The 25,373-nt window shown below is 40.0% G+C and carries 27 protein-coding genes; 18 read left to right on the top strand and 9 right to left on the bottom strand.

The annotated features are described in order from the left end of the window. Positions 1-1,203 carry a radical SAM/SPASM domain-containing protein gene (locus V7O61_RS01530; protein ID WP_023844823.1) on the top strand — a complete coding sequence of 401 codons (1,203 nt, stop codon included), beginning with the start codon at positions 1-3 and terminating at the stop codon, positions 1,201-1,203. A 320-nt stretch (positions 1,204-1,523) separates the two neighbouring features. Here the strand turns inward: V7O61_RS01530 and V7O61_RS01525 are convergent, their stop codons facing one another. Then, positions 1,524-2,072 (bottom strand): hypothetical protein, encoded by a 549-nt coding sequence (locus V7O61_RS01525; protein ID WP_407282967.1) that lies wholly within the window; start codon positions 2,070-2,072, stop codon positions 1,524-1,526. A 205-nt stretch (positions 2,073-2,277) separates the two neighbouring features. On the opposite strand from V7O61_RS01525, the gene V7O61_RS01520 reads away from it, so the two are divergent. Both V7O61_RS01520 and V7O61_RS01515 read left to right on the top strand, forming a co-directional pair. Continuing rightward, positions 2,278-3,576: a tryptophan--tRNA ligase gene (locus tag V7O61_RS01520; protein WP_288070179.1), complete on the top strand. Its 1,299-nt coding sequence runs from the start codon at positions 2,278-2,280 to the stop codon at positions 3,574-3,576. Between the two features lie 55 nt (positions 3,577-3,631). Beyond that, positions 3,632-5,110 (top strand): phenylalanine--tRNA ligase subunit alpha, encoded by a 1,479-nt coding sequence (locus V7O61_RS01515; protein ID WP_407282968.1) that lies wholly within the window; start codon positions 3,632-3,634, stop codon positions 5,108-5,110. Between the two features lie 63 nt (positions 5,111-5,173). Here V7O61_RS01515 and V7O61_RS01510 read toward each other — a convergent pair whose 3' ends face one another. Next, the gene (locus V7O61_RS01510) at positions 5,174-6,301 is read right to left on the bottom strand and encodes a DUF362 domain-containing protein (protein ID WP_407282969.1); all 1,128 of its coding nucleotides are present in this window, start codon (positions 6,299-6,301) and stop codon (positions 5,174-5,176) included. A 226-nt stretch (positions 6,302-6,527) separates the two neighbouring features. Between V7O61_RS01510 and V7O61_RS01505 the strand changes: the two genes are divergently transcribed. Then, positions 6,528-7,037, top strand: coding sequence for a PEF-CTERM sorting domain-containing protein (locus V7O61_RS01505; protein ID WP_407282970.1), 510 nt, complete (start codon positions 6,528-6,530; stop codon positions 7,035-7,037). A 202-nt stretch (positions 7,038-7,239) separates the two neighbouring features. Next, entirely contained in the window at positions 7,240-7,710 is a 471-nt protein-coding gene (locus V7O61_RS01500; protein WP_048135183.1) for a PEF-CTERM sorting domain-containing protein, read from the top strand. 36 nt (positions 7,711-7,746) lie between these two features. Here the strand turns inward: V7O61_RS01500 and V7O61_RS01495 are convergent, their stop codons facing one another. From V7O61_RS01495 to larE, 3 genes are all read right to left on the bottom strand, one after another. Then, a complete protein-coding gene (locus V7O61_RS01495; protein ID WP_407282971.1) occupies positions 7,747-8,490 on the bottom strand; it encodes a DUF166 domain-containing protein in 744 nt (247 codons plus the stop codon). A gap of 39 nt (positions 8,491-8,529) precedes the next feature. Continuing rightward, entirely contained in the window at positions 8,530-9,066 is a 537-nt protein-coding gene (locus V7O61_RS01490; protein ID WP_023844830.1) for a DUF531 domain-containing protein, read from the bottom strand. A gap of 94 nt (positions 9,067-9,160) precedes the next feature. Then, positions 9,161-9,979, bottom strand: coding sequence for an ATP-dependent sacrificial sulfur transferase LarE (gene larE / locus V7O61_RS01485; protein WP_407282972.1), 819 nt, complete (start codon positions 9,977-9,979; stop codon positions 9,161-9,163). 158 nt (positions 9,980-10,137) lie between these two features. Here larE and glmM point away from each other — a divergent pair, with 158 nt between their 5' ends. Then, a complete protein-coding gene (glmM, locus tag V7O61_RS01480; protein WP_407282973.1) occupies positions 10,138-11,478 on the top strand; it encodes a phosphoglucosamine mutase in 1,341 nt (446 codons plus the stop codon). Between the two features lie 40 nt (positions 11,479-11,518). On the opposite strand, the gene V7O61_RS01475 is transcribed toward glmM, so the two are convergent. Together V7O61_RS01475 and V7O61_RS01470 are read right to left on the bottom strand one after the other, a co-directional pair. Further along, positions 11,519-12,118 carry a DUF99 family protein gene (locus V7O61_RS01475; protein WP_407282974.1) on the bottom strand — a complete coding sequence of 200 codons (600 nt, stop codon included), beginning with the start codon at positions 12,116-12,118 and terminating at the stop codon, positions 11,519-11,521. Between the two features lie 48 nt (positions 12,119-12,166). After that, positions 12,167-13,456, bottom strand: a complete 1,290-nt coding sequence (locus tag V7O61_RS01470; protein WP_023844834.1) for a proteasome-activating nucleotidase — start codon at positions 13,454-13,456, stop codon at positions 12,167-12,169. A gap of 83 nt (positions 13,457-13,539) precedes the next feature. Here V7O61_RS01470 and V7O61_RS01465 point away from each other — a divergent pair, with 83 nt between their 5' ends. From V7O61_RS01465 to V7O61_RS01455, 3 genes are all read left to right on the top strand, one after another. Continuing rightward, the gene (locus V7O61_RS01465; RefSeq protein WP_023844835.1) at positions 13,540-14,031 is read left to right on the top strand and encodes a multiprotein bridging factor aMBF1; all 492 of its coding nucleotides are present in this window, start codon (positions 13,540-13,542) and stop codon (positions 14,029-14,031) included. A 26-nt stretch (positions 14,032-14,057) separates the two neighbouring features. Beyond that, on the top strand, positions 14,058-14,873 hold the full coding sequence (proC, locus tag V7O61_RS01460) for a pyrroline-5-carboxylate reductase (protein WP_407282975.1): 816 nt from the start codon (positions 14,058-14,060) through the stop codon (positions 14,871-14,873). 190 nt (positions 14,874-15,063) lie between these two features. Continuing rightward, complete coding sequence (locus V7O61_RS01455) at positions 15,064-15,432, top strand: DUF356 domain-containing protein (RefSeq protein ID WP_023844837.1); 369 nt, start codon at positions 15,064-15,066, stop codon at positions 15,430-15,432. Positions 15,433-15,444: 12 nt separating this feature from the next. Here the strand turns inward: V7O61_RS01455 and V7O61_RS01450 are convergent, their stop codons facing one another. Then, entirely contained in the window at positions 15,445-15,837 is a 393-nt protein-coding gene (locus tag V7O61_RS01450; protein ID WP_407282976.1) for a toprim domain-containing protein, read from the bottom strand. 490 nt (positions 15,838-16,327) lie between these two features. After that, positions 16,328-16,663 carry a DUF167 domain-containing protein gene (locus V7O61_RS01445; protein ID WP_288070195.1) on the bottom strand — a complete coding sequence of 112 codons (336 nt, stop codon included), beginning with the start codon at positions 16,661-16,663 and terminating at the stop codon, positions 16,328-16,330. A 46-nt stretch (positions 16,664-16,709) separates the two neighbouring features. Between V7O61_RS01445 and V7O61_RS01440 the strand changes: the two genes are divergently transcribed. The 9 genes from V7O61_RS01440 (at position 16,710) to V7O61_RS01400 (ending at position 25,339) form a co-directional block, all read left to right on the top strand. Beyond that, positions 16,710-16,838, top strand: coding sequence for a hypothetical protein (locus tag V7O61_RS01440; RefSeq protein WP_281170036.1), 129 nt, complete (start codon positions 16,710-16,712; stop codon positions 16,836-16,838). A 183-nt stretch (positions 16,839-17,021) separates the two neighbouring features. Then, the gene (locus V7O61_RS01435) at positions 17,022-18,122 is read left to right on the top strand and encodes an amidohydrolase family protein (protein WP_288070183.1); all 1,101 of its coding nucleotides are present in this window, start codon (positions 17,022-17,024) and stop codon (positions 18,120-18,122) included. A gap of 29 nt (positions 18,123-18,151) precedes the next feature. Continuing rightward, positions 18,152-18,610, top strand: coding sequence for a universal stress protein (locus V7O61_RS01430; protein WP_023844841.1), 459 nt, complete (start codon positions 18,152-18,154; stop codon positions 18,608-18,610). Between the two features lie 11 nt (positions 18,611-18,621). Continuing rightward, positions 18,622-19,473, top strand: coding sequence for a CBS domain-containing protein (locus V7O61_RS01425; RefSeq protein ID WP_023844842.1), 852 nt, complete (start codon positions 18,622-18,624; stop codon positions 19,471-19,473). 50 nt (positions 19,474-19,523) lie between these two features. Then, positions 19,524-20,213 (top strand): 2,5-diamino-6-(ribosylamino)-4(3H)-pyrimidinone 5'-phosphate reductase, encoded by a 690-nt coding sequence (locus tag V7O61_RS01420; RefSeq protein ID WP_407282977.1) that lies wholly within the window; start codon positions 19,524-19,526, stop codon positions 20,211-20,213. 127 nt (positions 20,214-20,340) lie between these two features. Further along, entirely contained in the window at positions 20,341-20,814 is a 474-nt protein-coding gene (locus V7O61_RS01415; protein WP_407282978.1) for a thioredoxin family protein, read from the top strand. A gap of 9 nt (positions 20,815-20,823) precedes the next feature. Beyond that, positions 20,824-21,477: a cytochrome c biogenesis CcdA family protein gene (locus V7O61_RS01410; protein ID WP_407282979.1), complete on the top strand. Its 654-nt coding sequence runs from the start codon at positions 20,824-20,826 to the stop codon at positions 21,475-21,477. Positions 21,478-21,584: 107 nt separating this feature from the next. After that, positions 21,585-23,357 (top strand): hypothetical protein, encoded by a 1,773-nt coding sequence (locus V7O61_RS01405; protein ID WP_407282980.1) that lies wholly within the window; start codon positions 21,585-21,587, stop codon positions 23,355-23,357. A gap of 188 nt (positions 23,358-23,545) precedes the next feature. After that, a complete protein-coding gene (locus tag V7O61_RS01400) occupies positions 23,546-25,339 on the top strand; it encodes a tetratricopeptide repeat protein (protein ID WP_407282981.1) in 1,794 nt (597 codons plus the stop codon). Positions 25,340-25,373: the final 34 nt, after the last annotated feature.

Raw genomic sequence — 25,373 nt, 5'->3', positions numbered from 1 at the left:
ATGAAAGCCGATCATAAAAATTCAGATAATAAAGACATTGCATTGGTTTCAATACCCGGACTTTCAATCAAAATGGACAAAAAAGCTGATTTTGTTCAGCTTAAAGCGCATGGACCATTAAAAAAGGCCTGTGCACCTTTTTTAAAGAAGATAAACCAGCGCCTTAAAGAAGAAAAGCCTGCTTTTGTTGATGAAGATAAAGTAATAGCTTCAACGTGGCTTCCGCCAATTCCAAGTAAACCTTTCAATCGACTGCTTGTTGCTGAAACTCAAATAGCACTTGGCAGATACATACCTGAAACGGTTTCTTTTGAGATAACACGTAACTGCAAATGTAATTGTGAGCACTGCGTGGTCAGCGGTGGAGAAGGAGACCTTGACATCGAAACTATCAAGCAGGCCATAGATGATGTTCTTGACATGGGTGCAATGGTCATTGTATTCACGGAAGGCGACCCGATGCTTCGTGAAGATATCTATGAGCTTATTGACTATGTGGACAAGGAACGTGCCATTGTCAATATGTATACTCCGGGAACCGAGATGACACCTGAGAATGCACGCAGGCTTAAGGAAGCAGGACTGCATAACCTGCTGGTCAGCATCTATTCCACAGAAGCCGAGAAACATGATGCTGTCAGAAGACTTGATGGTGCTTTTGATATTGCTACAAATGCTATTAAAACAGGACTTGAAGCAGGATTACTTGTTACAATGGCAACCCATGTTTCCCCTAAGAATATTGATGAACTGCCTGCAATGTATGAGTTTGCAAGGGAACTTGGAGTTCATGAGTTTTCCCTGTGGGAATCTGTCCCGAAAAAGAAGGACGACCCTATAATCTCAAACGGTGACAGACAGAAAGTGCTTGAAATGTATCACCGCGTTAACTCAACTAAAGGTGGGCCACGTATCTTTGCTAATACATACTTTGAAGGAGAAATGCTCGGATGCATGGCTGGCCAGAGATGGATGCACGTCTGTGTTGATGGTCTTGTAAAAGGATGCCCTTATATCCCATTCCATTATGGAAATATACAGGAGACCTCTATTAAAGATATCTGGACAAAGATGCGCAAAGATAAAGCTTTCAGAGGCCAGCGCAGCACATGCCTGATGCAGGAAAAAGAGTATCTTCAGCTTGTGGAGAAGATTCCTGAGGATGCATCAAAACCTTATGATATTGATAAAATTCAGGCCTGATATTCACTGAATATCTTTTTACTATTTTTAAAGCCAAAGAATAGTGTTGGGATAAAAGCAATTGATCCATATAAAGGTATTACCATCAACAGAGAGAATGAAAAAAACAACATGAATACAAAAAGTGACAGTAAATACCTGTCACCCTGTTTTTTTACATTATAGAAACTCAATAGGACCATCAATGCAGAAATAACTGTTGTGAAATGGTATATTGTTATGCTCATTATCTACCTTGCGTGATTATTTATAAAGAATAATTAATGTGACTATGGTCCAATAATTCTCAGTTCTTATCTCCTTGCATGGTATCAGTTCTTTCAGGATGGATCAGTTGCTTCTTCATGCATTGCCAGGAATTTTCTGAAATAACCATGCATCTGGTAGTACGACATAAATAGATAGGTTCCTGAAAAGAAGACTATAAAGTCCATATCCGGCTTAATGAAAGTGTCCATTGCATGTACAATATATAGAATAAAAAATAGAGAGCCACTCAACCATAATGAGTATATTAGGGCTGCTTTTTTTGCACCATATTCCAGAGCCAGTTTCCCCCACAATTTATTACCAACAAGGACCTCTTTGAGCTTCAGCTCTTTTGAATAGTCATTTTTGTTAAAGCTAGCCAGCAGTCTTTGTTCCTGGAACAGAAGAATATTCTTTCTTTTACTAATAGCGAACAGAAATGTCACCATCAGACATAAAATACCCAATAGAGGACTGAAATACATTGCAGTAAGAGACATGAGGATCAGGAAAGAAACAATTACAGGAAGATAACTTTCATGATCCCTGCGTGCACGGTATAGATTGTAAAATCCAATTATCAGAAAGAAAACTGCTGCCAGCAAAAATATTCTATTCATCACAAATACCTACCATAAAGACCGGTGCAATATTACAAATATTTAATGCTTATTTGATTTATTTTGCACAGATGAGTGACCAAACATCCAATTTTCCTGATAAGAACATTTACATATCACTAGGTATTTTTACTAACAATTTCATGTGCAGGTATTAATTTAAAAAAGGCATGAATATTAACTTAATTTGATCAAGAGGCAACATATGAACATGAAGATCGACCCCTGGAGCGCATTGAACATTGATGATTATTCCAAATTATTCGATGAATTTGGTATTCAGCCATTTGATGATATGGTCCGGGAAATCGAGAATCCTCATAAGTTCATGAGCCGAAAAATAATTTTTGGTCACAGGAACTATGACCGCATCACTGATGCAATGAACAACAACAAGCCGTTCTCAGTCATGAGCGGTTTCATGCCTTCCGGAAAAGTCCATCTTGGACACAAGATGGTAATGGAAGAGATAATCTGGCACCAGCAGCAGGGTGCTGATGCATTCGTCGGAATTGCAGACCGCGAAAGCCATGCTGTCAGAGGAATGTCATGGGAAAAGTGCAGTGACATTGGTATTAACGAATACATCATCAGCCTGATTGCTCTTGGATTTGAACCGAACGGACATATTTACTTCCAGTCAAAATCCGAACAGGTCAAAGACCTTGCATTCGAACTTAGTTCAAAGGCAAACTACTCAGAACTTAGTGCCATTTACGGCTTTACAGGCGAGACTAATGTTGCACACATGTTGAGTGCTGTGACACAGAGTGCAGACATACTTCATCCACAGCTTGAAGAATACGGCGGACCAAAACCAGCTGTAATTCCTGTAGGTTCTGATCAGGATCCACATATCAGGCTTACAAGAGGACTTGGACATAAGATGAATATGTTCAAGATAGAAGGCAGGGAAGACAAGGATGGAAATAAATATTTCAGCATCCGCAGCAAGGCTGCTCCTGAAGAAGCCCTTAAAGAACTAAGCCAGCGTATTCCCGGCAAAACAAAGCTCTTTGAAGGTCACGTTGATGTTTTCAGTGCAGACAACTTTGAAAGTCTCATGAAGGTAGTGCAGGATGTAGAACTTGAATTTGGAGGTTATGCATTTGTTCCGCCTTCATCAACATATCACAGGTTCATGTCAGGACTTCAGGGCGGGAAGATGTCAAGCAGTGTTCCTGAAAGTTATATTTCACTTACAGAAGAACCAAAGGGTGCTGCAAAGAAGGTAAAGAGGGCAAAGACAGGTGGCAGAATAAGCCTTGAGGAACAGAAAAAACTTGGTGGCGAACCTGAAAAGTGCTCTGTTTATGAAATGTTCCTGTTCCACCTTGTAGATGATGACGAAGAACTTGCACAGATATACACTGAATGTCGGGAAGGAACCAGAATGTGCGGACATTGTAAAGCCCTTGCAGCAGAAAGAACAGAAAAGTTCCTGAAAGAACATCAGGAACTGCGTGAAGTTGCAAAGGACAGGCTTGATGAATACGGACTATAATTTAACAATTAATTACAAATTACAGATTTACGAACTCAATTTAACAGGTGTGATAATGAGCTCCCAGTACAACCTTACATCCAATGAGAAAAATGTATTGATAGCATTGGATAATTTAAAAGATGCAAGCCCGGATGAGCTTGCTGAGAAGTCTGAAATGAAAATGGAAACTTCAATGCAGGCTGCTTTTTTGCTCGAAGAGAAAGGACTTGCCCAGGTAGAAGAAACAGTAACAGAGATATTTGAGCTTACTGACGAAGGAAAGAAGTATGCTCAGGAAGGACTGCCTGAAAGACAGATAATTGATGCTATTTCAGGCCCAACCTCGATGGATGAACTAAAGGACAAATTCAATCCTGCTGTTGCTGGTATTGCTACCGGATGGCTTCGCCGTAAGGGCTGGGCAGGAATTGAGAAAGGAATGATAGTTCCAACCGGCAATGCTGAAAAAGGAGAGGATGAAAAGGCCCTGGAAGCATTTGCAGATGAAGCAAAGACATTCGATGAACTTGGAGCAGACAAGAATGTCATAAACGATCTCATCAAACGTAAGCTTGTAGCTAAGACTGAAGACAAGAAGAGAAAGGTCTGCATCACATCTGAAGGTAAGGAACTTGTTGCAGCAGGCATCACTGTTGAAGAAGAGGTTGCACAACTCACATCCGAACTCCTGAAAAGCGAGGAATGGAAAGACAAGAAGTTCAGACCATATAACATTCACACAGCTCCAAGACCAGTATACGGAGCAAAGATTCACCCATACCAGCGCCTCATTGATGAAATGAGACGTATTTTTCTTGACATGGGATTCACTGAGATCAAGGGAGAAGCAGTACAGAGCTCATTCTGGAACTTCGATTCACTGTTCCAGCCACAGGATCACCCTGCAAGAGAAATGCAGGACACATTCCACCTTTCCAGCACATCAGACCTTCCTGTTGAATATAAGGACAAGGTTTGTGCAGCACATGAGAATGGAGGAGAAACTGGGTCAACCGGATGGGGTGGAAAGTGGAGTGAAGATATTGCATGCAAAAATGTACTCAGAACCCACACAACTGCACTGACGATCAAATACCTTGCAGACAACCCTGATGCACCTGTAAAGGCGTTCTCTATTGACAGGGCATACCGCAGAGAGACAATTGACCCGACACACACACCAGAATTCGAACAGCTTGAAGGTGTCGTGATGGACAAGGACATGTCATTCTCAAACCTTCTTGGATGCCTCTCAGAGTTCTATCACAGGATGGGATTTGAGGATGTAAGATTCAGACCAGGATATTTCCCATACACTGAACCAAGTGTTGAGCCTGAAGTTTATGTTGACGGACTTGGATGGGTTGAGCTTGGTGGGGCAGGCGTATTCAGAAAAGAAGTCACAGCCCCTCTTGGAATTAAATATCCGGTTCTTGCATGGGGACTTGGAGTCAGCAGACTTGCAATGCTGAAACTCGGGCTCAAGGATCTACGCCAGTTGTATCACTCTGATATTGACTGGCTGCGCAAGAGTGAAGTATGTCAGCTTTAAGCTGGACATACACTTCTGTTTTTATCTTTTTTATTTTGAATATTAAAAATGCAATGCTTGAAGTTATCTTTTGAATGTTGTTATGATTTTTGCCACAAAAGACATGTCAATATCAACTGCGTTTGCAGGACAAAGTTCCCGGCAGCAGTAGCACATGATGCATTTGTTTTTATTGATCTCTAAATGATCACCAATTTCATCTATTGCTTTTACAGAACAATTCATTGCACAGGCACCGCAAAGTACACATTTTGAAGTATTGATCTTTGGTTTCATTTCAAATTGCTTACCGAAGAATCGCATAACAAAAGGTGGCAAATTAAAGAGAATACCACCACTTGAAGGTTTGTACTTCTGTGTGACTATTTGTGGATCAATACCTACAACATCAGGATTTTGACTCCCATATCCACGTTCAAGAGCTGCAACTGTTGTCGGAACCTGTATTGGATCCACACCCATTATATCAGAAGCGATCACATCCAGTGATACACAATCATATGAGGCCATGATTGCACCGGTTTTAATTGGTGTTCCATGAGCAGGACCATTACCTTCCATACCTACAACCGCGTCCATTACAGCAAGGTGAGGTTTTGCAATTGAATACAAATCAATAACAGCTTCTCCGAAGAGCTTTCTGTCACCCAGTAGATGCATTTCTTTTCTGGTTTTTAGAGGCAATGCACCAAACATATTCTTCACAGCACCTGTGTAATATGTCAGTTCATGGGTTTTCATCTTGGGAAGAGAGATTATTACATCAGCATCCGTGATAGCTTTAGAAATGTAAAGACTTGAAAAACGCATTGCATCAGGAACCTCTACTTCTATGTAACCTTCCGTCTGGAAATTTAGAAGTTGAACGTTCTGGGATTTTGCTACATCCTCAATGCCTGATGTCCTGAACGCATGAGCGGTTGCGCCAGGTCTTGTGATTCCTGCACCGTCACCAATTACAGGAGTACCACCTGCATCCTTCACAAGTTCACACATTGCGGCAACTATGGACGGATGAGTTGTTACAGCGTCTTCGGGCTTGCGGGCAGCAAGGACATTTGGTTTTAGAAGAACACGATCACCATTGGATATTATGGACTTCAGGCCACCAATAAGAGAAAGCGCTTCAATGATGCATTCTTTTGAATGAGAATAATCGTCACATTTTACAATGGAAACTTTGTCAGCCATTATGAACTATATTAGGGAAGTTAATTGAAATAAGTATTGAATGGATGATTGTACACAGCTTCAAGTAATTAAATAGTAAACAAAAAGATACACCTCATCATTATTAGGATTATGACTTGCGACACAAATTAGGAAAGTATATAACCAAAGATCAAGAAATGTGGCACATCAATTTATGGTGAGTTAAAAACGTGAGTTGAAAACTCACAATAAGTGGTGGTGCACAATGAAGAAAATATTTATAATAACAATAATTTTGCTGGTTGCAACTATGCAACTAGCTGTAGCAGAGTCAGATTGCCCTGACAGTGACGCAATTCAAAAAAAAATAGAATGCCCAGAATTTGACTTTGGGGATACTTTTGCAGGAGATAATATTACAGTAGACGTAATGGATGACCAATCTGTTGTCGGCCACGTTACCATAGAAATAACTGCAGTAAAAATAGATGGTAGTGTTTATGAAGCACTGGCATTCGATTGGACTTCAGATATACCAGTATGTTTTATGAATGTGAAATCAGGAGCAGGAGATAATGAATATAACGTTGGAGGACAATATTCAGGAAGTGGTTCAGTACTTGGTTATGGAGAAATAAATGAACCAAATGCCATAAGCCATATTACATTTTGTTTCTGTGAACCCGAAAACAAAATACCAGAATTCCCAACACTTGCTCTGCCAATCGCAGCAATTATTGGACTTGCATTCATAATGCAGCGCAGAAAGGAGTAAGATTACTCCTTTAAACTTTCTTTTTTTGATGAAACTGATACTGGTTTCTTTATTTAATTTCTTTCAATATTTCCTCAATTCAGACTCCTCATTATTATCATGCTAATGATAAATCAGTCTTGTTCGGAAAGTATAATAACAATAAGAAGAGAGTTATTATTAACATAGAAATGACCATGTCTCTATGTAGATGGTGGGGATCATGAAAAGAACAATATTAATAATACTAATAGCGGTGGCTCTGATGCCATTTGCAATGGTAGCAGCTGCTGAGAGCACTATTGAGTGGAATAATGAAAATGGCTTGTATGATGCTGACAGAGATTGCACAGGTTATGTTCCAAATGGAACAGACGGATGGCTACATTGGGTGCTGACAGGAACAGGTGATGTAACTGAAGCTTACATCATGGTTGATGGTGGGGAGTGGCAAGGTCCGTTTAAGGTAAACAACCAAATGATACACTTTTACACTGAGCCGTATTATACCCCAGAAGAACTTGAGGATATGACAGTTACAGTGAAATATGAAGGGACTCTGACCGAGACATATGTGTTTACACTTTCACACTACTGCCCGGGAGATTATGAAGTTCCAGAATTCCCAACACTTGCTCTACCAATTGCAGCCATAATCGGAATTGCATTCCTTATGCAGCGCAGAAAGGAGTAAAACTACTCCTTTACCTTTAAATTTCCTTTTTTGAAATTAATTATCCATAGCTTCTTCTACGCTTTTTCTAATAATATAACCGGCTTCGTGTAGAATAGTATCGCCTATCTGTGCGTCCTTTTCCATACTTGCAGTACAGGGATATGAATGATGAGAGCTGGAAATTGTTTCCTTATAGTCTTTTACATCCGACCATTTCAGTTTCTTGGCAACGAACCATGTTGCACCGCAGGGTGCATCCCTGACAACTTCAACGTGTGTAAAAATACCATTGGTATTATCCACTTCAATTTTAAGCAGTGGTCGGCCAAATCCAAGATTGACAAACTCGTCAATTGTAGGTTTTCCAGTCAGTTCCAAGGAACAAAATGGTTTTGGGCTTTGAAATTCAATACCCTCAAACTCCAGTTTTTTTCTTATCTGTTCAGTGAGACCGGCCGGAACCAGACGAGAATCATCAACTGGAATAATAACAGCCTTTGCATTGCTTGACAGAGCAATATCAGGTACCGACATCATAAGATCAGGATGTAGATCAATGGCTAGAATCAGGTCTGCAATTGGAAGATGTGATGGAATGTATTCATCCGTATCCTCAACAAAATCAGGAAGGTCTGTTCGAAGTTCAAAAAGACCTACGATCATAGGTGCAAGACTCATTCTAGGTTCTCGGCAATGGTCACAGAGATCACCACATGAAACACAAAAACTATCTGAATTTACAAGATTGCCGACAACCTTTTTTCCAAACTCACCCGAATAAAAAATGCTCAGACGCATGAAACTAGTATACAATTGATACTAGATAAAGTTCCCTGCCTACTTTACTGAAGTTTTCGTACGAACAATCCCCATAACATAAGAAGGAATACATCCAATTGCTGTGCATGTTTCAAGTGAAACACCTTGGGACGTTATGTCAAGATGATGCCTGGCAAGACTGAAAAGATCCTTTGGAAGCCCTTTGCGACCAAGACCAACAAGCACAAGGAAGGATTTGTTATGTATTATTTCATCTGCAAAGGTTTCCGGAGTAATGGCAAATTTCTGCTCAGGCTTTGAAGTTGTCACAACCACAGAACCAAAATGCGCCTGAAAACCTTTCTTTGGAAGGTCGAAAACAAAAAGATGTTTTTTCTCATGAAGTAACTTCAGGTATTTACCGGATTCACCGATTGTTGTTTTATCAGCAACAAATTCCACAAGCTCATCTGCACTCATCTTAAAAGGAAAATCATAAAGTGCAAGAGAAAAACCGTATGCATAACATATAGGTGCAGCCCTAGCTATTGCCCTGTAATGAGCATCCAGTACTTTGATCTTATCATATGTGTTCACGATACCTAATGTCAGCATGCATATCACCTTTTAGCTTGATTTCCAGGCTGAACACAGATAGCTTAAAAGTATTAAACCTGTTGCATTGAGCACAATTTATCAGGTCGTACATTCATATTTCATGTTGTTTCCACAGGACTTCATCCATGCTTCCACTCCTGAAACCTTCAAGATCCATAGTAACATAGCTAAAACCAATGTCTTTAAAATATTGAGTGATTTCCTCTTTCATGCTTATTAGCTTAAGCATGTCATCAGGACTTACTTCTATACGTGCAATACCTTTATGGTCACGTACCCGGAATCCCTGTAATCCATTGTTAAAAAGGAAAGATTCGGCAGAATCAACCCTCTTAATGCCTTCTTCTGTCAGGGCTTCACCGTAAGGAAACCTTGAAGCAAGACATGGAGACGACATTTTGTCTGCAACGGAAAGGCCAAGTTCGCCTGCTATCTGGCGTACCTCATTCTTGCTTATATCCAGTTCCATTAAAGGAGAATACACAATGTTTCCAGCCTCTTCGATTGCTTTTCTTCCAGGCCGATAGGAAGCAAGATCTGAAGAATTACTACCTTCGAGTATGAAATTCAGTCCATGATTTTTTCTGACTTTATTCATGGCTGCAAGAATCTCTTTTTTACAATAGTAGCACCTGTTTGGACTGTTCTCTGCTATCTGAGGAAAAGACAATTCATCCACTTGCACAACCTTGTGCTCAATTCCTATATCTGAAGCAATTTTTTTTGCTGCTTTAAGTTCTCTTTCCGGGAAAGAATGGAGATTCACAGTTACAGCAATTGCTTTGTCCCCAAGTACTTCATGTGCCAGAAAGGCAAGAATTCCACTGTCAACTCCACCGGAAAAAGCTACAAGTACACTTTCATGAGAAGCTATGTCCTTTTTGAGAGATTCTATTTTGGAATTTATCATTTGATTACTATATGTTGAATATATTATTAAGAATATCCTAATTGAAAATGATCTAAGAAACATACCAGGTGAAAAAAATAAATAGTGAATATCCTTCAAAAAGCATAAAACAAAGTTCTGCCATATACTTGCAATACTTTTAATAATGGTGATAATTGATGGCATTTTTCGGAACAAATGGTGTAAGGGGAATAGCAAACGAATACATAACTCCACAACTTGCAATTGATGTTGCAAGGAGTCTTGGAACCTATATGGGTTCTAAAGGTGTTGTTGCAATAGGCAGGGATACAAGGGCTTCCGGAGAAATGTTAAAATCAGCTGCAATTGCAGGTGCACTTTCAGCAGGACTTACAGTGATTGATGTGGGCGTTTGCCCGACCCCTTCTGTCCAGTATTATGTAAAAGAATATGCAGATGCGGGAATTGTTGTAACAGCATCCCACAATCCCAGAGAGTACAACGGCATAAAACTCATTGCAGCAGACGGTAGTGAAATGTCACGCGAAGGAGAACGTGATATCGAGAAAATATACTACTCCAAAGAGTTCAGCGCTGCATCATGGGAAAAGACAGGAGACCTGCGCCATGACAGTAATGCCAATGAATTCTACCTTGATGGTATTATCAATTCTGTTGACAACAAACTTATCCGCGGGAAAAAGTTCAAGGTCGTTGTTGATACCGGATGCGGAGCCGGTTCTGTAACATTGCCATTCCTTTTACAGAAACTTGGATGTGAGGTAATCACACTCAATGGCCAGGTGGACGGAACTTTCCCATGGAGAAACCCGGAACCAACACCAGACGTACTCACAGAGCTTGCTGACATTGTGAAGCTGTCCGGTGCAAACATGGGAGTTGCGCAGGACGGAGACGCAGACCGTGCAGTATTCTTTGACGAAAATGGTAACTTCATCGAAGAGGAAATCCAGCTTGCAATGATGGCAAAATATGTCCTTGCAAGGAAAAAGGGACCAATAGTCACACCGGTTAGTTCCTCATCACGTATGCTTGATGTTGCCAAAGAAGCAGGCGTTGAACTTGCATGGACAGCCGTCGGATCCATCAATGTGGCACGCAAGATGATGGAGATTGATGCAGTCTTTGGAGGAGAAGGTAATGGAGGACTTATCTTCCCGGAACACCAGTACTGCCGTGACGGTGCCATGGCATGTGCAAAATTCCTCGAGATTATCGCAAACGGACAGAAACTTTCCGAACTCGCTCAAAGTGTTCCTGAGTACTTTAACTCAAAGACGAAGATAAAGATCGAGGACTCAACTGCAACTATGGATAAAGTCAAAAAGGATGTTCTTGCAGGAGATAATGAGGTCGACACCACAGACGGAGTAAAAGTCTGGTACAACGATGGATGGGTGCTTATAAGACCATCAGGAACTGAGCCAATTATCAGAATATTTGCAGAATCAAAGACAAAGGAAAGAGCAGATGCTCTTATGAATGAGGGTGTCGAGCTTGTGAATAAGTCAAAGTAAAATTCACATTCAGGAAATAGGCTTGTATTTACAAAACAAATCAAGCTTTTCCTCTTGATTCACCAAGGACGATTCCCTTAGCAATCAAATGAGCAACTCGAAGTGGCTCAGGGATATTGCTCCTTGTTGATGTTATTTTTATTATTTTTGCAGCCATTTCATAATCCAGTCCGCAACACTGAAAGAAAACAGGATTATCATCATCTTTTGTTACCACACTACTGATCTTGCCAGCCTTTCTTATGATTTCCATCCTTGTTTCAGGTTCAGGCAGAAATAAAAGAGCTTTTTCTATACTTTCAAAATTCGGCAGGTCGCGCATCAGGACAATAACAGGAATATTGGTTCTTTCATAAAGAGAAACTATATCAACCGGATTGAATCCACCATAAGTGACACCATCCAGCATTATAGCGCGTATCTGAGGCAAATGTTTGCTGCAATTTACCATTGAAACTATACTGTCTGTTGCGTCCAGACCATCCCTTGTAACCTCTGAGCGAAGTACACCATCAAGCCATTTTCCACCACGAAAGAAGGCTCCGACTATTGTGATCTTATCGCTGATAAGTGCAGAATCATCTATACCAAGTATGCGGATCTCATCTTTAATGTGAAAATTGTGGTGTGTGCTATTCACAAAAAATAGTATGAAAAAAGGTAGTGAAGTAACTTACCAGCAGGAATGTTAAATGAACATTCCTTCCGGAAGAACTTCCTTTTCAGTTTCTTTCTTTGACATGACTTTCTGTACAGACTCAAGGAAATCATCCATAGTGATTGTTTTCTTGTCAAGTCTTACAGCAAGCATACCTGCTTCCATGGCAATAGCATTCAAGTCTGCACCGCTTGCTTTTTCGGTGAGTTTTGCCAGTTTCCTGTAGTCAAGATCATCTGCAACGGACATGAAACGTGTGTGTATCCGGAAGATATTCGCACGTGCTTCTTCATCCGGCATTGGTACATTGACTATCCTGTCAAATCTTCCAGGCCTTAGAATTGCAGGGTCAAGAACATCCAGCCTGTTAGTAGCTGCGATAATTCTCACATCACCCCTGTTATCAAAACCATCCATTTCCGCAAGCAACTGCATGAGCGTTCTCTGGACTTCACGATCTGCACCGTTGGTGTCATTCAGACGTCTTGAAGCAATTGCATCAAGTTCATCAATGAAGATGATACTCGGGGATTTTTTCCTTGCCATTTCAAAGAGTTCTCTGACAAGTTTTGAACCGTCACCAATGTATTTTTGTATCAGTTCAGAACCTACCACCCTGATGTAAGTGGCTTCAGTCCTGTGTGCAACGGCCTTTGCCAGTAATGTCTTACCGGTTCCAGGCTCACCGTACAGCAAGACTCCTTTTGGCGGAGTGATACCTATACGCTGAAAAGCCTCCGGTTTTGTCAGTGGTAATTCTACAGATTCTATCAGTTCCTGTATCTGTGAATCAAGTCCACCTATATCTTCGTAGTCCACATCCTGTGACTCTATTACCTCCATTGCTGAAACTGCAGGGTCTTCACTTGTCGGGATTACTTCCACGATCGCAAGTGTCTGCTGGTTCAATGCAACTTTTGCACCTGGAACTAAAGATTCTTCACTCAGGTACTGGGATACATTGACCATAAACTGCGGTCCCGTGGAGCTTCTTACAAGCACCTTTTCCTCAGAAATGACATCCATTATTGTTGCCACTACAAGAGGAACTGTTTTCAGACGGTCAACTTCCGCCTGCAGTCTGCGCACCTCACGTTCGTATTTAAGCTTCTGGCTCTCAACAAAACGTTTTTCTGACTCGATTTGGTCGCATTGTTCCTTCAGGAGAGTATTCCTGGACTCTAACTGTCTCATTCGGTCTAACAGATATTTGGAAAAGTCTTCCTCGTTATCTGTACCGACATAGTCATAGTCGGCTTTGTTCACAGAGGTAAAATCATACCTGCCGTGCTCAAAGTCACTGTCGCTGGTCTCGCTCATGTGCCTCCGAATACTATTTAAGTGCAAAGGGTATATAGCCCTTTCGTAAAGAAGAGATTAGACACTTTATGAGTTGAAGATCTATGCAGTGTGAAATATGTGGCGCCGAGATCAGAGGCGGTTCTTTTAAAGTAAATATTGACGGTAGTGAACTTACAGTTTGTGGAAGATGCTCACAATATGGCACTTCAGCAGGCAAGCGCAACCCAGTGTCCAAAAAAGTTGCACCTGTAAGCCGTCGGCCAGCTCCTGCAACAAGAAGCAGCAGGCCACCAAGGAAAGCCCCTGGAATGATAGTTGACGAACTTGTAGACGAGTACGGTCAGGCAATAAAAGAAGCAAGAGAAAGAAAAAAGTGGTCACATGACCAGCTGGCTTCTAAAATTAAAGAAAAATCAACACTTATTAAAAAGATAGAGCGTGAAGAGATCGTACCTGAGGACGATGTTCGTCAGAAGATAGAGAAAGCACTCGATATCAAGCTCACCGAAAGAACCGGAGAGAATGATTGGAGTGGTGAAAGACTTAACCGTGGAACTACTCTTGGGGACATTGTGACCATCAAGAGAAAATAAAATATCAAAATTACCAGAGTGATAAAATGAGCCTTGAAGGTAAAAAACTGGGATTTATCGGAACAGGAAAAATGGGCAGTGCATTAATTAAAGGAATATGCAATGCTGGACTGTTTTCCCCATCCGACGTATATGCAAGTGACTTATACGAACCCTCTCTTGATGAACTTAAGCAGAATGCAGGAGTAAATGTCTCCACAGACAATGCAGCTACAGTTATCAATTCAGATATAATCGTGCTTGCAGTAAAACCACAGATCCTTAAGAAAGTGATTGCAGGTATAAAAGAGGATATTGGCTCCGACAAGCTTGTAATATCCATTGCAGCTGGTGTCAAACTTGCAGACATTGAAAGGGAGTTCAATGAAGGAACAAGAGTAATCAGAGTTATGCCAAATATCGCAGCTACTGTTGCTGAAGCTGCTTCTGCCATCACCCAGGGAAGTAACGCTTCAAAAGAAGATGCAGAGGATGCTCTTGCAATATTCGGTTCAGTAGGAAGCGCTATTCAGGTTCCTGAAAATCTCATGGATGCAGTGACTGGCCTTTCCGGCAGTGGACCTGCATATATATTCCCTGTTATTGAAGCAATGGCAGATGGTGCTGTATATGAGGGACTTGACAGGAAGAGTGCACTTGTACTTGCAGCTCAGACGGTTCTGGGCGCTGCAAAAATGGCACTTGAAACTGAAACCCATCCTGGCGAACTTAAGGATATGGTTACATCTCCTGCAGGAACAACTATCAGGGGAATTAAAGTCCTGGAAGAATACGGTATCAGATCAGCTTTCATGCAGGCTGTAATTGAATCATCAAACCGTTCCAAGGAACTTGGAAAATAATAAATACCAGAAAATAATAATCTCTACTATTGTTCTAGAACTGTATTTCCTGGAATAGAAAGGTTTATTACTGTAAAAAGTTTTAATTATATCTAGGCTAGGAAATCCAGGCATATTAGGTGCGGGAGCCTAAAAAAACGCAAACAATGAGAGAAGCATATGAAAAAATTACACAAGGGGATTTTCTGGAATGGGGATTGGAGTTAAATCTTTTGCTGTAATCCGGGGTGACAATGCCGATAAAGTCAATGTGGCGTTACATGACCTTGAGCATTACGGGAGAATGAGGTTTGTATCAAAACCAAAGCGTATCGAGCCGGTTTATGCAGATACCCTGTTAGTAAGTGTTGCAGGCGTAGCACTAAAAGCAAAGTGCAATTCTGCTGCACTGGTAGAACTTGACAACAATGCAGGTGCTGCAATAAGCAAGTTAAGGAAGATACACCCTCCTGCCCATGTAGTTATAGTAAGTCCAAGGCACGAAGTCTATGATGAGCTAATGGACAAATCTGAACTATATCCAGAATTTGAGCGTAGTTTTGAACCCCAACACCACTAAGGGTGTAACAAATTAAAGTGAATCATTAGTATCTGTACCTGAGGTTATCTTTCTTAGTTTTTCAACATAACCGGGAAGGCTTTCAATATCTTTAATCTCTTTTTGCACCAGGGATACGATAAGTTCCCTTATTCTCATATCCGGATTGATTCCAAGAGCATGCAGATTCTGCACGAGTTTATCAGCAAGAATATTACCTCTGCGATCCCAGTCGGTTAGAATAACTATTTGTTTTCCGGTCTTTGCGAGATCCTCACTGAAATTAACAAGAGAATGATGGGTAGCCAACCTGAAATTACCATTGAACCCAAGAGACTTTAATGCAATTACATCCCTTTTTCCTTCCACAACTAAAATCGAATCCTGATTTACAAAATCCTGTAATTCACCCAGTAATTTGTCCATTTGTTCCATCCTTTTTTCATATACTATCAAAGGAGCTTTCAAATATCTTTTAGAGCCGGGTTTTCTTGGTCGCATGACAATAATCCATATCTTTAAAGTAGGTTCCTGATAGGTGTTCAAACAGGATTGTCAATTGCCTTTCATTTGATTAAAGAATGACCTTTGAAATCATGTAAAATGTAAGATGTAAAACACGCAAAATAAAAAGATTCTAAAAAGAGATAACTATTACAAGTAAAGACCTGTCGCAATCGAAAGCAAACATTTTGGGATTGGGAGGGAATCGTTGCGACAGGATATGATAAATTTACTTGTAATAGCGAACGAACTGATCAAACTGTTCATAGTAGTATGCTCTTTCTACCAGGTTTTCGAAATATTCATCCATGTATTTCACCTCAGACACTAGATTGTTTTCTGCATATATTAAGAAAAGGCAAGCGAGGTGAAAGTATTCAAGCAAATAAAAACTACAACTTTCATATTAAGATTAAACAGCATCATCAGGCAGATTGTCATTTAAAATTGCAATTATATGAGAATATTCAGCATTCTGCAAAAGAAGAGATTTCTTAGAATTATGCATCCCGTTTACAAAAGAGATTTCAGAACTGCGAAGTCCAAACAGGTCTGCAAGAGCGGAGATAAGCTGTTCATTGGCCTTGCCTTTCTGAGCATTCTGGGACAAGCGCACTTCAATTCTTTTTCTCCATAGATTATAGCCGCTTGGTACGCAAAGAACCTTCGAACCAGGCGTAACTTCAATATCAATAATAACCCCGGAATCCACTTCTTTTAAAGCATCCTCAAAAGACATTGTACCAATTCTCCAGATTCCAGATAAATATCGGATAAACAAAACAAATGTATGTATGAAAAGAAGGATAATGCTGTCGTCTGACGCACTAACTCCGGGAGATCATCCTATTGGAATGTCCGCTGTCCTTCCCAGTTTCCCTCGTGACAGGCTTTATCGCACTATCCAGTATGTTACGTATTGAGGTTGTCTGTACAATCACCGATAGGCTCTGCCATGCTCTCATGCAAGGACCTAACAATACGCATGATTACCTACTACAGCTTAGACATATAAATATAGCGTTTAAAAACGCGTATTAACAAGCAAACTGAATGCATATACTTGATAAGTCCTTATAAAGGATTAAAGCCATTAATTAATGTTTATGTCATGGGAACAAACAATATCCGGAAAAATAATATACGGACCTGAAGCAGAGGTCATTGAAGGCTATATTGTCGTAGAGGATGGCATCATTAAAGAAGTGCATGAGAAAAAAAATGATTCACAAATAATAATTGCTCCCTGTTTTGTAAATGCACATACACATATAGGAGATTCTGTCTGTAAGGATCCTGTTCTTGGAAAAAACATTGGTCACTATGTAAAACGGGAACTTGACCAGCTTGTTAAACCACCTGATGGCCTTAAACACCGCATACTGAACAGTACATCCCGTGATGAAATGATTGAAGCTATGAAAAACTCAATCTGCGATATGAATTACACAGGAACTTATGCTTTTGCGGACTTCAGAGAAGGCGGCTTAAATGGAATAAATGTTCTCAAAGAAGCTCTAAATTCTTCAGAAATAGAAGGAAGGATATTTGCCAGGCCAATTCAAACTGAAGATGCGGATGAACTCTGCACAGAACTGGATGGAATACTGGCAAATGCTGACGGACTGGGAATGAGTGGCGCTAATGACATGAGTATGAGTATACTCGAAACTGCAAGGGAACAAGCGGCAAAATATGGAGCAACTTTTGCTATTCATTCCGGTGAAAGCAACCGAAGTGATATAGACAAGGCACTATCACTTGATCCTGACATATTAATACACATGACACATGCGGAAGAATGTGACCTGAAAAGAGTTGCAGATGAAGATAAGCCCATAGTGGTTTGTCCCCGATCTAATTTTATCACTGGAGTTGGAATGGCACCCATTGCAAAAATGCTGGACATGGGTATAAAAGTGGCAATCGGAACTGATAATGTAATGTTAAACTCAGCCAACATGTTCTCAGAGATGGAAATTTTATCTAAAATTTTTGGCATAGAGGACAGACAAGTATTTATGATGTGTACGCTTATGGGTGCAACGATATTAGGACTTGAGAATACAGGTTCTATTCTGGAAGGAAATAAAGCCAAAATCATGATCATTAATGGGAATTCAAGCAATCTCGCAGGTACAAGGGAAGTAATAAGCGGGATTGTGAGAAGGGCGCGACCCGATGATATACTATCCATAATAACTTAGATGGGATATATTCACGAAGGAGAGGGACAATGACAAGCACTCTGTATAAAAATATATTTATTGCGACCGATGGATCCAAACAAAACCAAAAAGCAGTTATGCACAGCGTTGAACTCGCTAAAATGAGTGGTGCAAAGTTATATGCAGGATACGTTGTTGATACTGCGGCTTTTGCATCTATTCCCATGGATGCCGGATGGGAAATGATGTATGAACTTCTGGAAAAGGAAGCAAACGGAGCTACTGAATCCGTTGAAGATCTGGCAAAGAAAGAAGGCGTAACTGTTGAGACAGTGGTTCTTGAAGGTAACCCAAGTCATGAAATCATCGAATTTGCTGATAACAACAACATCGACCTAATAATAATGGGAACTCTCGGAAAAACCGGATTTGACAGGTTCCTGCTTGGAAGTGTTGCTGAAAAGGTAACAAGAAACTCAAAGGTTCCTGTACTTGTTGTACGAGGGGAATCTGAAAAGGATGAGTAAGGAGTTTCACTATGCCAAAAAACATCAAAATCTCTGATATAATGAGAACAGAGGTTGCATTTGCAACCCTACCAGGATCAAGAGATGAAGTTCATACCTTACTCAAAGAGAAAAGAGTGTCAGGTGTGCCTGTATTAAAAGATGGTAAACTTGTAGGTGTTGTGAGCAGGGCAAACCTCCTGAAAAATCCGGAAGAAGAGCAGCTTGCTCTTTTAATGACACGCAACCCGTTAGTTATAGACCCGGATGAAAGCATCATAGAAGCTGCAAAGATACTGTTAAAGAACAACATCAGAAGACTTCCTGTAGTGAAAGATGAAAAACTGGTAGGTATCATATCCGTTGCAGATATCGTTGCGTCTATTGCAGAACTTAACATAACAGAACATGTTGGACAATACATGAACACAACTGTAGTCCCAATATGGACTGACACACCACTTAATGTTGCTGCAAGAGTAATGGAACTTGCAAAAGCAAAGGCATCTCCGGTAATTGACAGTAACCTTGAAGTTGTAGGCATAATTACAGATCGTGATGTTATAAGTGCTAGTGTTATTGAGGATTCAGTCGAGATGTCTGACATGTCCAATGGTTCAGATGACGATGAATGGACATGGGAATCCATGAGAGACACAATGAGCATCTACTACAGCGTTTCAAGGGTAAAAGTACCTGACATACCTGTAAAAGATGTAATGGTCAGTGACCTTGTAAAGGCTGCATATATTTCAGGAGTTAGCGAATGTGCATTGAAGATGAAGAGGAACAAGATAGATCAGATTCCTGTTGTCAATGCAAACCAGAGATTCCTGGGACTTCTGCGTGACCGTAACCTCATGAAGGCCATCGTAGATAACTAAATATTCAGGGTAGCAATACCCAGACAATCTTTTTTTTAATAGTGATTCCAATGGAACGCCCATTTACATTTATAAATTCAGCAATGTCTGCCGATGGTAAGATATCAACAAAAGAGAGAAAACAGGTAAGGATCTCCGGCCAGATAGATTTCAACCGTATGGACCAACTGCGCGCAGGATCTGATGCAGTGATGGTAGGGATCGGCACAGTACTTGCCGATGATCCAAGCCTGACAGTGAAATCATCTGAACTCAAAATGGAGAGAATTGCATCTGGCAAGGAAGAGAATCCTGCAAGAATTATTGTCGATAGTAAAGCAAGGACACCCATTGATGCTGACATCTTTAAAAAAGGTGAAGGTAAGCGCATTATAATCGTTTCTGAATCTGCACCTTCAGATAAAGTAGCTCTTCTAAAAGAAAAAGCAATAATTGTTGTTGCTGGCAAGAAAAGCGTGGATCTTAAACAGGCAATGTCTGAACTAAAATCCCAGGGAATTGATCGCCTGATGATTGAAGGCGGGGCAACACTTAACTGGGGAATGATATCAAACGGGCTTGTTGACGAGATTTATACTTTTGTTGGAAACCTGATAATTGGTGGAAAGACTGCCCCGACTTTTACAGACGGAGAGGGTTTTACTGAAAAATACATACAGAAACTTGAACTCATTGATGCTGAGAAAATGGAAGAGGGAGTTCTTCTTAAGTGGAAAGTTCCTGCAAATCCAGATCAGTAATATTTTCTTTTTTTGTCAATTGGTTTTGTTCTTCTTTGCCAAAAGCATACACAAAGTATAAATCATTATACTTTAAATATAAGCCAAACTAAAAGCTAACAAACCTAAGCCAGAGAAATGTGATACCATGAATAAACTAATTCTGCCGGTAATAGTCTTGATTTCAGTGCTTTTCATAGTCGCGGGAATGACAGGTGACAATAAAGAAGCAATGGAAAACAGTGCGATAGTAGAAGTTACAACTGCACAGGAACTCAATGATTTAGTTGCACAGGGACCTGTTTTAATTGAAATTGGAGCTGACTGGTGTCCTGCATGCAGCGCACAAAAACCAATTATGGCAGATATATCATTGGAATATGAAGGAAGAGCAACTGTAGTGTATCTGAACTCTGATAAGGCAAGCGGACTTGCTGCCAGTTTTAACATATACTCAATCCCTGACTCGTTTGTCATCGTTGAAAACAATGAGAGTGGTTACGTTTACATGGGAACAGATGGTCAGGTTACTACAGACAGGAATTACGCAAGATACATAGGCCTGACAACTAAGAACAAGTTCACAGAATTGCTTGATAATGCAATTGAATACAGGAAGTAAGTTGATTAAATGGTCGATGCAGGCACGTTAACACCACTGGCGTCTTTTTTTGCAGGTATTGTGAGCGTGCTCTCTCCCTGTGTATTACCCTTGCTTCCAATCGTACTTGCATACTCAACAGGAAACAGCAAACTTCGCCCTCTAGCAATAATTGCCGGGCTTACGTTTTCATTCACAATAATGGGAATTGCAGCATCGGCTTTTGGTGAGCATATTTTGCCATACCTTGGTGAAATCAAGATAATTGCTGAGCTCATTATTATTTTAATGGGTATTTCGATGCTCATGCAAAAAGATGTTTTTTCATTTTTATCCCAATATACCGGTAAAATCCATGCCGAAGGAAAGGGACTTGCCGGTGGACTTGTCATCGGCGCATCTCTTGGAATTGTATGGATCCCATGCGTAGGCCCCATACTGGCATCAATACTCACCCTTGTAGCACTTGAAGGAAACGTCCTCTATGGTGCAGGACTTCTGATCATATATTCAATGGGTTTTGCAATCCCTATGCTGTTAATTGCATATTCTGCAAAACTATCCGGTGACAAGCTCAGTAAAATATCAGAATATGATATTGAACTAAAAAAAGGAGCAGGTTTCGTACTTATAATCGTTGGATTGTGGATGGTTTATACTAATCACTTAAGGGCTTTAATGTAAGATTCATAAATAATACCAGACTAAATTCATAATGGTTAAATAAAATTTGCCACATCTTTTTTATTAATGTCAATTGAGCATCGTTGACAGATTTGTTTGGTGGTATAATGGATTCCAAATTAATAATATTGGCTGGATTAGTTTTTACTATAATCATCGGAATGACAGGTATATCGTGTGCAGCCATTTCCGATACAGTTGGAGACTTTGACTCACAAGACATAAGCTCACTTGATGTTTCAAGTGACGGAAATAACCTCTACATCACAATAACCTGTACGGAAAGCGTTGCAGATTACAGCTTTTACGGAGCGGTCTTTGTTGATACAGACCAGAGTGGTCTAACTGGTTATGCTGACAATGGTGCAGATTATGTTTACCAGTTCAGTTACATGAGCATAATCTATTCTGACCCAATGGTCACTACGACAATGAATGATGATGCACTATACATTGATTCACTTTATGCTGATGGAAATCAAATTTTCATAACATTGCCCATCTCAACATTGGGCAATGATGATGGAAACATGAATGTTGTTGTTGCTCTTCATGACCAGATGGTGAAAGCCCTTGACTTTGACCGGGCGCCCGACCAGGGAGTTTTCAACACTGCTACAGGAAGTGTTGAGACCACAGGCCAGAACCTGGCTGGAGGAACTGTTACTGACAAAACAGGAGACAGCAGTTCCGCAGACATACAGGAAATGAATGCAAGCGTAACGAATGGTGTCCTGAACATAGAAGTAACCTACAACCAGAATATCGAACCCAGCGAATATTCTTACGGTGAAGATATCACCGGCTGGATATCTATTGACACCGACCAAAAACTTGCAACCGGTTTTACCAATACCGAACAGGCGCCTCCAACGTTTGGTGTGGATTACCGTATCGAATACGCAGTTGGAACCCTTACAGGAACGGATGCCAGTATCAAGATGTTAGATACCGATTCAGATATGACAAGCCTGGGTTACTCAGATACAAAGAGCAAATCTATCGGAGTGCCATATAACGATGCTAGCTTCAAAGTTTCAGGAAATAAAGTTTTCCTTGAAATACCCCTCACAATGCTTGGAAACGATGACGGGAATATGTACATCACGACAGATTCATTCAGTCTGCAGGGTTCGATGAATGGAGAGATAGAGAGTGTACCAGATTACGGACAGGGTGCTCTTAACACTGCAGACGGCTCAATAAAACCTCTTCTGGCATACGGTACAGACAAAAAAACACTTACCGATGCTGCAGCAGATTCTGCCGGTTTCGGATATGATGGAGATGATATTGTAACCGCAGACATTGGTTTTACAGACAACATCATGCTGATAACTATTGCTTATTCCAGTCTCGAACTGGATGACGGAGCGATCACCACCGTTTACTTTGACACAAACCAGGACAATAGCCCGGACTACATGCTCAGTTTAGGCCTGTACAATGGGGTTCTTTCGGGAACTATATTTGGAATGTACAATGGAAAGTACAGCGTAAGGGAAGCAACTCACCTGATTACCATGCAGGGAAATAAGATGTACGTCAGCGTTCCTGCAGAGTTTTTGCCTGACGATGGAAATATGGATATTTTCTTCGAAACAGCCATGGTTCCATATGGCACTAAAATACCGGAATCAAAGCGAGCAGAGACCGGAACAGTATATGTAAATCCAGATAGCGATGGCAGGTCACTGTATGACAGAGCACCTGACACAGGAGTTTTCACAATCGGAGCTAATGGCAATTTCCAGAATGCCAACACTGACAATAATAACGTTCAGCAGGATGGACAGGAAGAAGAAGGACCGGGATTTCCAGGATTGATGGGTATGGCTGCAGTAGTGGCTAGTTTGCATATTTTAAGAAGGAGAAAATAAGAAAATCCAAAAAACTATGGAAGTCAAAAATTAAGGCATCGTTGATGCAATCTTTAATCACGCTGGAATCTATTTCTAGCGTGATAATGGTTGCATTGATTCTCTTTGTAGTCACACACCGAATATCAAGATGAAACAATTCTACTCATTTAAAAAAACATATATCACTTTATGCTAATTTTATCTCAATGACCAATAATTCCACAAGTCCTGCAGGTAACACCCCATGGATAAATAGTGCCTTAAAAGAAACTGCGGACTTCTTATCTGCTCATTATACTATTCTATCTATAGAGAATATTAGTCTTGCAATTGGAATTATTGCAATATTAGTTGCAGGTTACATTTACCTAAAACAAAAAAAGTCAAGTGAAAAAGACCATTCTGAACTAATCTCTAATCAAAATGAGATTCTTGAAAAAATCTCTACTAAGCCATTCGATAAATCTCCTATACCTGGTATTGTTGATTATGATGCAGATTACCCAATACTAGCAGATGAGCATAAAAGGAAGCTTTTTGAAACTGCAATTAAGTTTCGATATGAAAACAAACCACATGAGGCTTTAAAGAGATTCAATCTTCTATTAGATCAGCAACCAACCGACGATCAAAGTATAGCACTTTTGATGCATATTGGAAACATTTGTCTTTTAATAGGAGATTATGATGAAGCTATAAGTAAGTACAAGAAAGCTCTCAAGATTACAGAGCAAACAAACAATTTTTTGGCAAAAGGTGGTTCATTAAGGAATATTGGTATGGTATTCCATGAAAAAGGAAGATTGGATAAAGCATTGAAATATTTAGAGCAAGCTTTTGAGATTGATCATGAGATGGGATACAAATTAGGAGAAGCAATTGATCTTGGAAGTATTGGTCCAATATATAATGATAAAGGCAAGCCTGAAAAGGCATTGAAATACATAGAACAGGCTCTTAAGATAAATCGTGATATTGGATTTAAGTTAGGGGAAGCAAATGATATGGGAAATATTGGTCTCATATGTCGTGACCAAAGTAAACCTGAAAAAGCATTGGGATACTTAGAATCTTCACTTGAAATCCATCGTGAAATAGGGAATAAATTAGGACAGGCCATTGCTCTTGGGAATATAGGTCCAATATACCGTGACAAAGGTAAAACAAAGGAAGCATTTGAATGTTATCATGAATCTCTTCAAATTGCACATGAAATTGGATATAAATTAGGAGAAGCAAATTCTTTGGGGAATCTTGGTTTGATGTACAGTAACAAAGGCGAAACAAAGAAGGGGTTAGAATTTTTAGAAAAAGCTCTTAGTATTTATCAAGAAATTGGATACAAATTGGGAGAGGCAAATGTTCTGGGAAACATTGGTACGATATACAATAATAAAGGTGAAAAGAAAAAAACATTGGAATACTATCATAAGTCCCTTGAAATTCATCAAGAAATCGGATATAAGTTTGGAGAGGCAAAAGGTCTGGCAAATATCGGTCTAGTATACAGTTACCACGAAGAAAATGAAAAAGCATTGGAATATTACCAACAATCTCTCAAGATGTATCGTGCACTCAGATTCCGGTTAGGTGAAGCAAATAATCTTGGATACATTGGTCTTGTATACGCTGACAAAGGTGAAACAAAAAAAGCTTTAGAGTTTTATTATGAAGCCCTTAAAATTCATCGAGAGATTGAATTCAAGTCTGGAGAAGCATTTGATTTGGGATACATAGGAATGATATGCAATGAAAAGGGAGAGTATGACAAAGCATTGGGGTATTTCTGTGAAGCCCTTAAGATTAATCAAAAAATTGGATACAAATTGAGTGAAGGAAAAACTATGGGAATCATTGGTAAAGTATACAAGAATAAAGGCGATTTGGAAAATGCATTGAAATATACAAACAATGCACAAAATATATTCAATGAAGTTGAAGCTTATCACTTAGTAGATGAAGCCCAAAACCAAATCTTAGAAATTATGGATGAGATGTAAGTCCTATTTAGTACTTGTTTTACTGAATATTAAG

The organism is Methanolobus sp. WCC1 (assembly GCF_045690315.1).
Classification (GTDB): domain Archaea; phylum Halobacteriota; class Methanosarcinia; order Methanosarcinales; family Methanosarcinaceae; genus Methanolobus; species Methanolobus tindarius.
This window is presented reverse-complemented; position numbering and strand designations above follow the sequence as displayed.

What these genes read in the sequence shown, in the direction of transcription:
- V7O61_RS01530 (WP_023844823.1), top strand. Translation starts at nt 1, where the DNA reads ATGAAAGCCGATCATAAAAATTCAGATAATAAAGACATTGCATTGGTT.
- V7O61_RS01525 (WP_407282967.1), bottom strand. Translation starts at nt 2,072, where the DNA reads ATGAATAGAATATTTTTGCTGGCAGCAGTTTTCTTTCTGATAATTGGA.
- V7O61_RS01520 (WP_288070179.1), top strand. Translation starts at nt 2,278, where the DNA reads ATGAACATGAAGATCGACCCCTGGAGCGCATTGAACATTGATGATTAT.
- V7O61_RS01515 (WP_407282968.1), top strand. Translation starts at nt 3,632, where the DNA reads ATGAGCTCCCAGTACAACCTTACATCCAATGAGAAAAATGTATTGATA.
- V7O61_RS01510 (WP_407282969.1), bottom strand. Translation starts at nt 6,301, where the DNA reads ATGGCTGACAAAGTTTCCATTGTAAAATGTGACGATTATTCTCATTCA.
- V7O61_RS01505 (WP_407282970.1), top strand. Translation starts at nt 6,528, where the DNA reads ATGAAGAAAATATTTATAATAACAATAATTTTGCTGGTTGCAACTATG.
- V7O61_RS01500 (WP_048135183.1), top strand. Translation starts at nt 7,240, where the DNA reads ATGAAAAGAACAATATTAATAATACTAATAGCGGTGGCTCTGATGCCA.
- V7O61_RS01495 (WP_407282971.1), bottom strand. Translation starts at nt 8,490, where the DNA reads ATGCGTCTGAGCATTTTTTATTCGGGTGAGTTTGGAAAAAAGGTTGTC.
- V7O61_RS01490 (WP_023844830.1), bottom strand. Translation starts at nt 9,066, where the DNA reads ATGCTGACATTAGGTATCGTGAACACATATGATAAGATCAAAGTACTG.
- larE (WP_407282972.1), bottom strand. Translation starts at nt 9,979, where the DNA reads ATGATAAATTCCAAAATAGAATCTCTCAAAAAGGACATAGCTTCTCAT.
- glmM (WP_407282973.1), top strand. Translation starts at nt 10,138, where the DNA reads ATGGCATTTTTCGGAACAAATGGTGTAAGGGGAATAGCAAACGAATAC.
- V7O61_RS01470 (WP_023844834.1), bottom strand. Translation starts at nt 13,456, where the DNA reads ATGAGCGAGACCAGCGACAGTGACTTTGAGCACGGCAGGTATGATTTT.
- V7O61_RS01465 (WP_023844835.1), top strand. Translation starts at nt 13,540, where the DNA reads ATGCAGTGTGAAATATGTGGCGCCGAGATCAGAGGCGGTTCTTTTAAA.
- proC (WP_407282975.1), top strand. Translation starts at nt 14,058, where the DNA reads ATGAGCCTTGAAGGTAAAAAACTGGGATTTATCGGAACAGGAAAAATG.
- V7O61_RS01455 (WP_023844837.1), top strand. Translation starts at nt 15,064, where the DNA reads ATGGGGATTGGAGTTAAATCTTTTGCTGTAATCCGGGGTGACAATGCC.
- V7O61_RS01450 (WP_407282976.1), bottom strand. Translation starts at nt 15,837, where the DNA reads ATGGACAAATTACTGGGTGAATTACAGGATTTTGTAAATCAGGATTCG.
- V7O61_RS01440 (WP_281170036.1), top strand. Translation starts at nt 16,710, where the DNA reads ATGAAAAGAAGGATAATGCTGTCGTCTGACGCACTAACTCCGGGAGAT.
- V7O61_RS01435 (WP_288070183.1), top strand. Translation starts at nt 17,022, where the DNA reads ATGTCATGGGAACAAACAATATCCGGAAAAATAATATACGGACCTGAA.
- V7O61_RS01430 (WP_023844841.1), top strand. Translation starts at nt 18,152, where the DNA reads ATGACAAGCACTCTGTATAAAAATATATTTATTGCGACCGATGGATCC.
- V7O61_RS01425 (WP_023844842.1), top strand. Translation starts at nt 18,622, where the DNA reads ATGCCAAAAAACATCAAAATCTCTGATATAATGAGAACAGAGGTTGCA.
- V7O61_RS01420 (WP_407282977.1), top strand. Translation starts at nt 19,524, where the DNA reads ATGGAACGCCCATTTACATTTATAAATTCAGCAATGTCTGCCGATGGT.
- V7O61_RS01415 (WP_407282978.1), top strand. Translation starts at nt 20,341, where the DNA reads ATGAATAAACTAATTCTGCCGGTAATAGTCTTGATTTCAGTGCTTTTC.
- V7O61_RS01410 (WP_407282979.1), top strand. Translation starts at nt 20,824, where the DNA reads ATGGTCGATGCAGGCACGTTAACACCACTGGCGTCTTTTTTTGCAGGT.
- V7O61_RS01405 (WP_407282980.1), top strand. Translation starts at nt 21,585, where the DNA reads ATGGATTCCAAATTAATAATATTGGCTGGATTAGTTTTTACTATAATC.
- V7O61_RS01400 (WP_407282981.1), top strand. Translation starts at nt 23,546, where the DNA reads ATGACCAATAATTCCACAAGTCCTGCAGGTAACACCCCATGGATAAAT.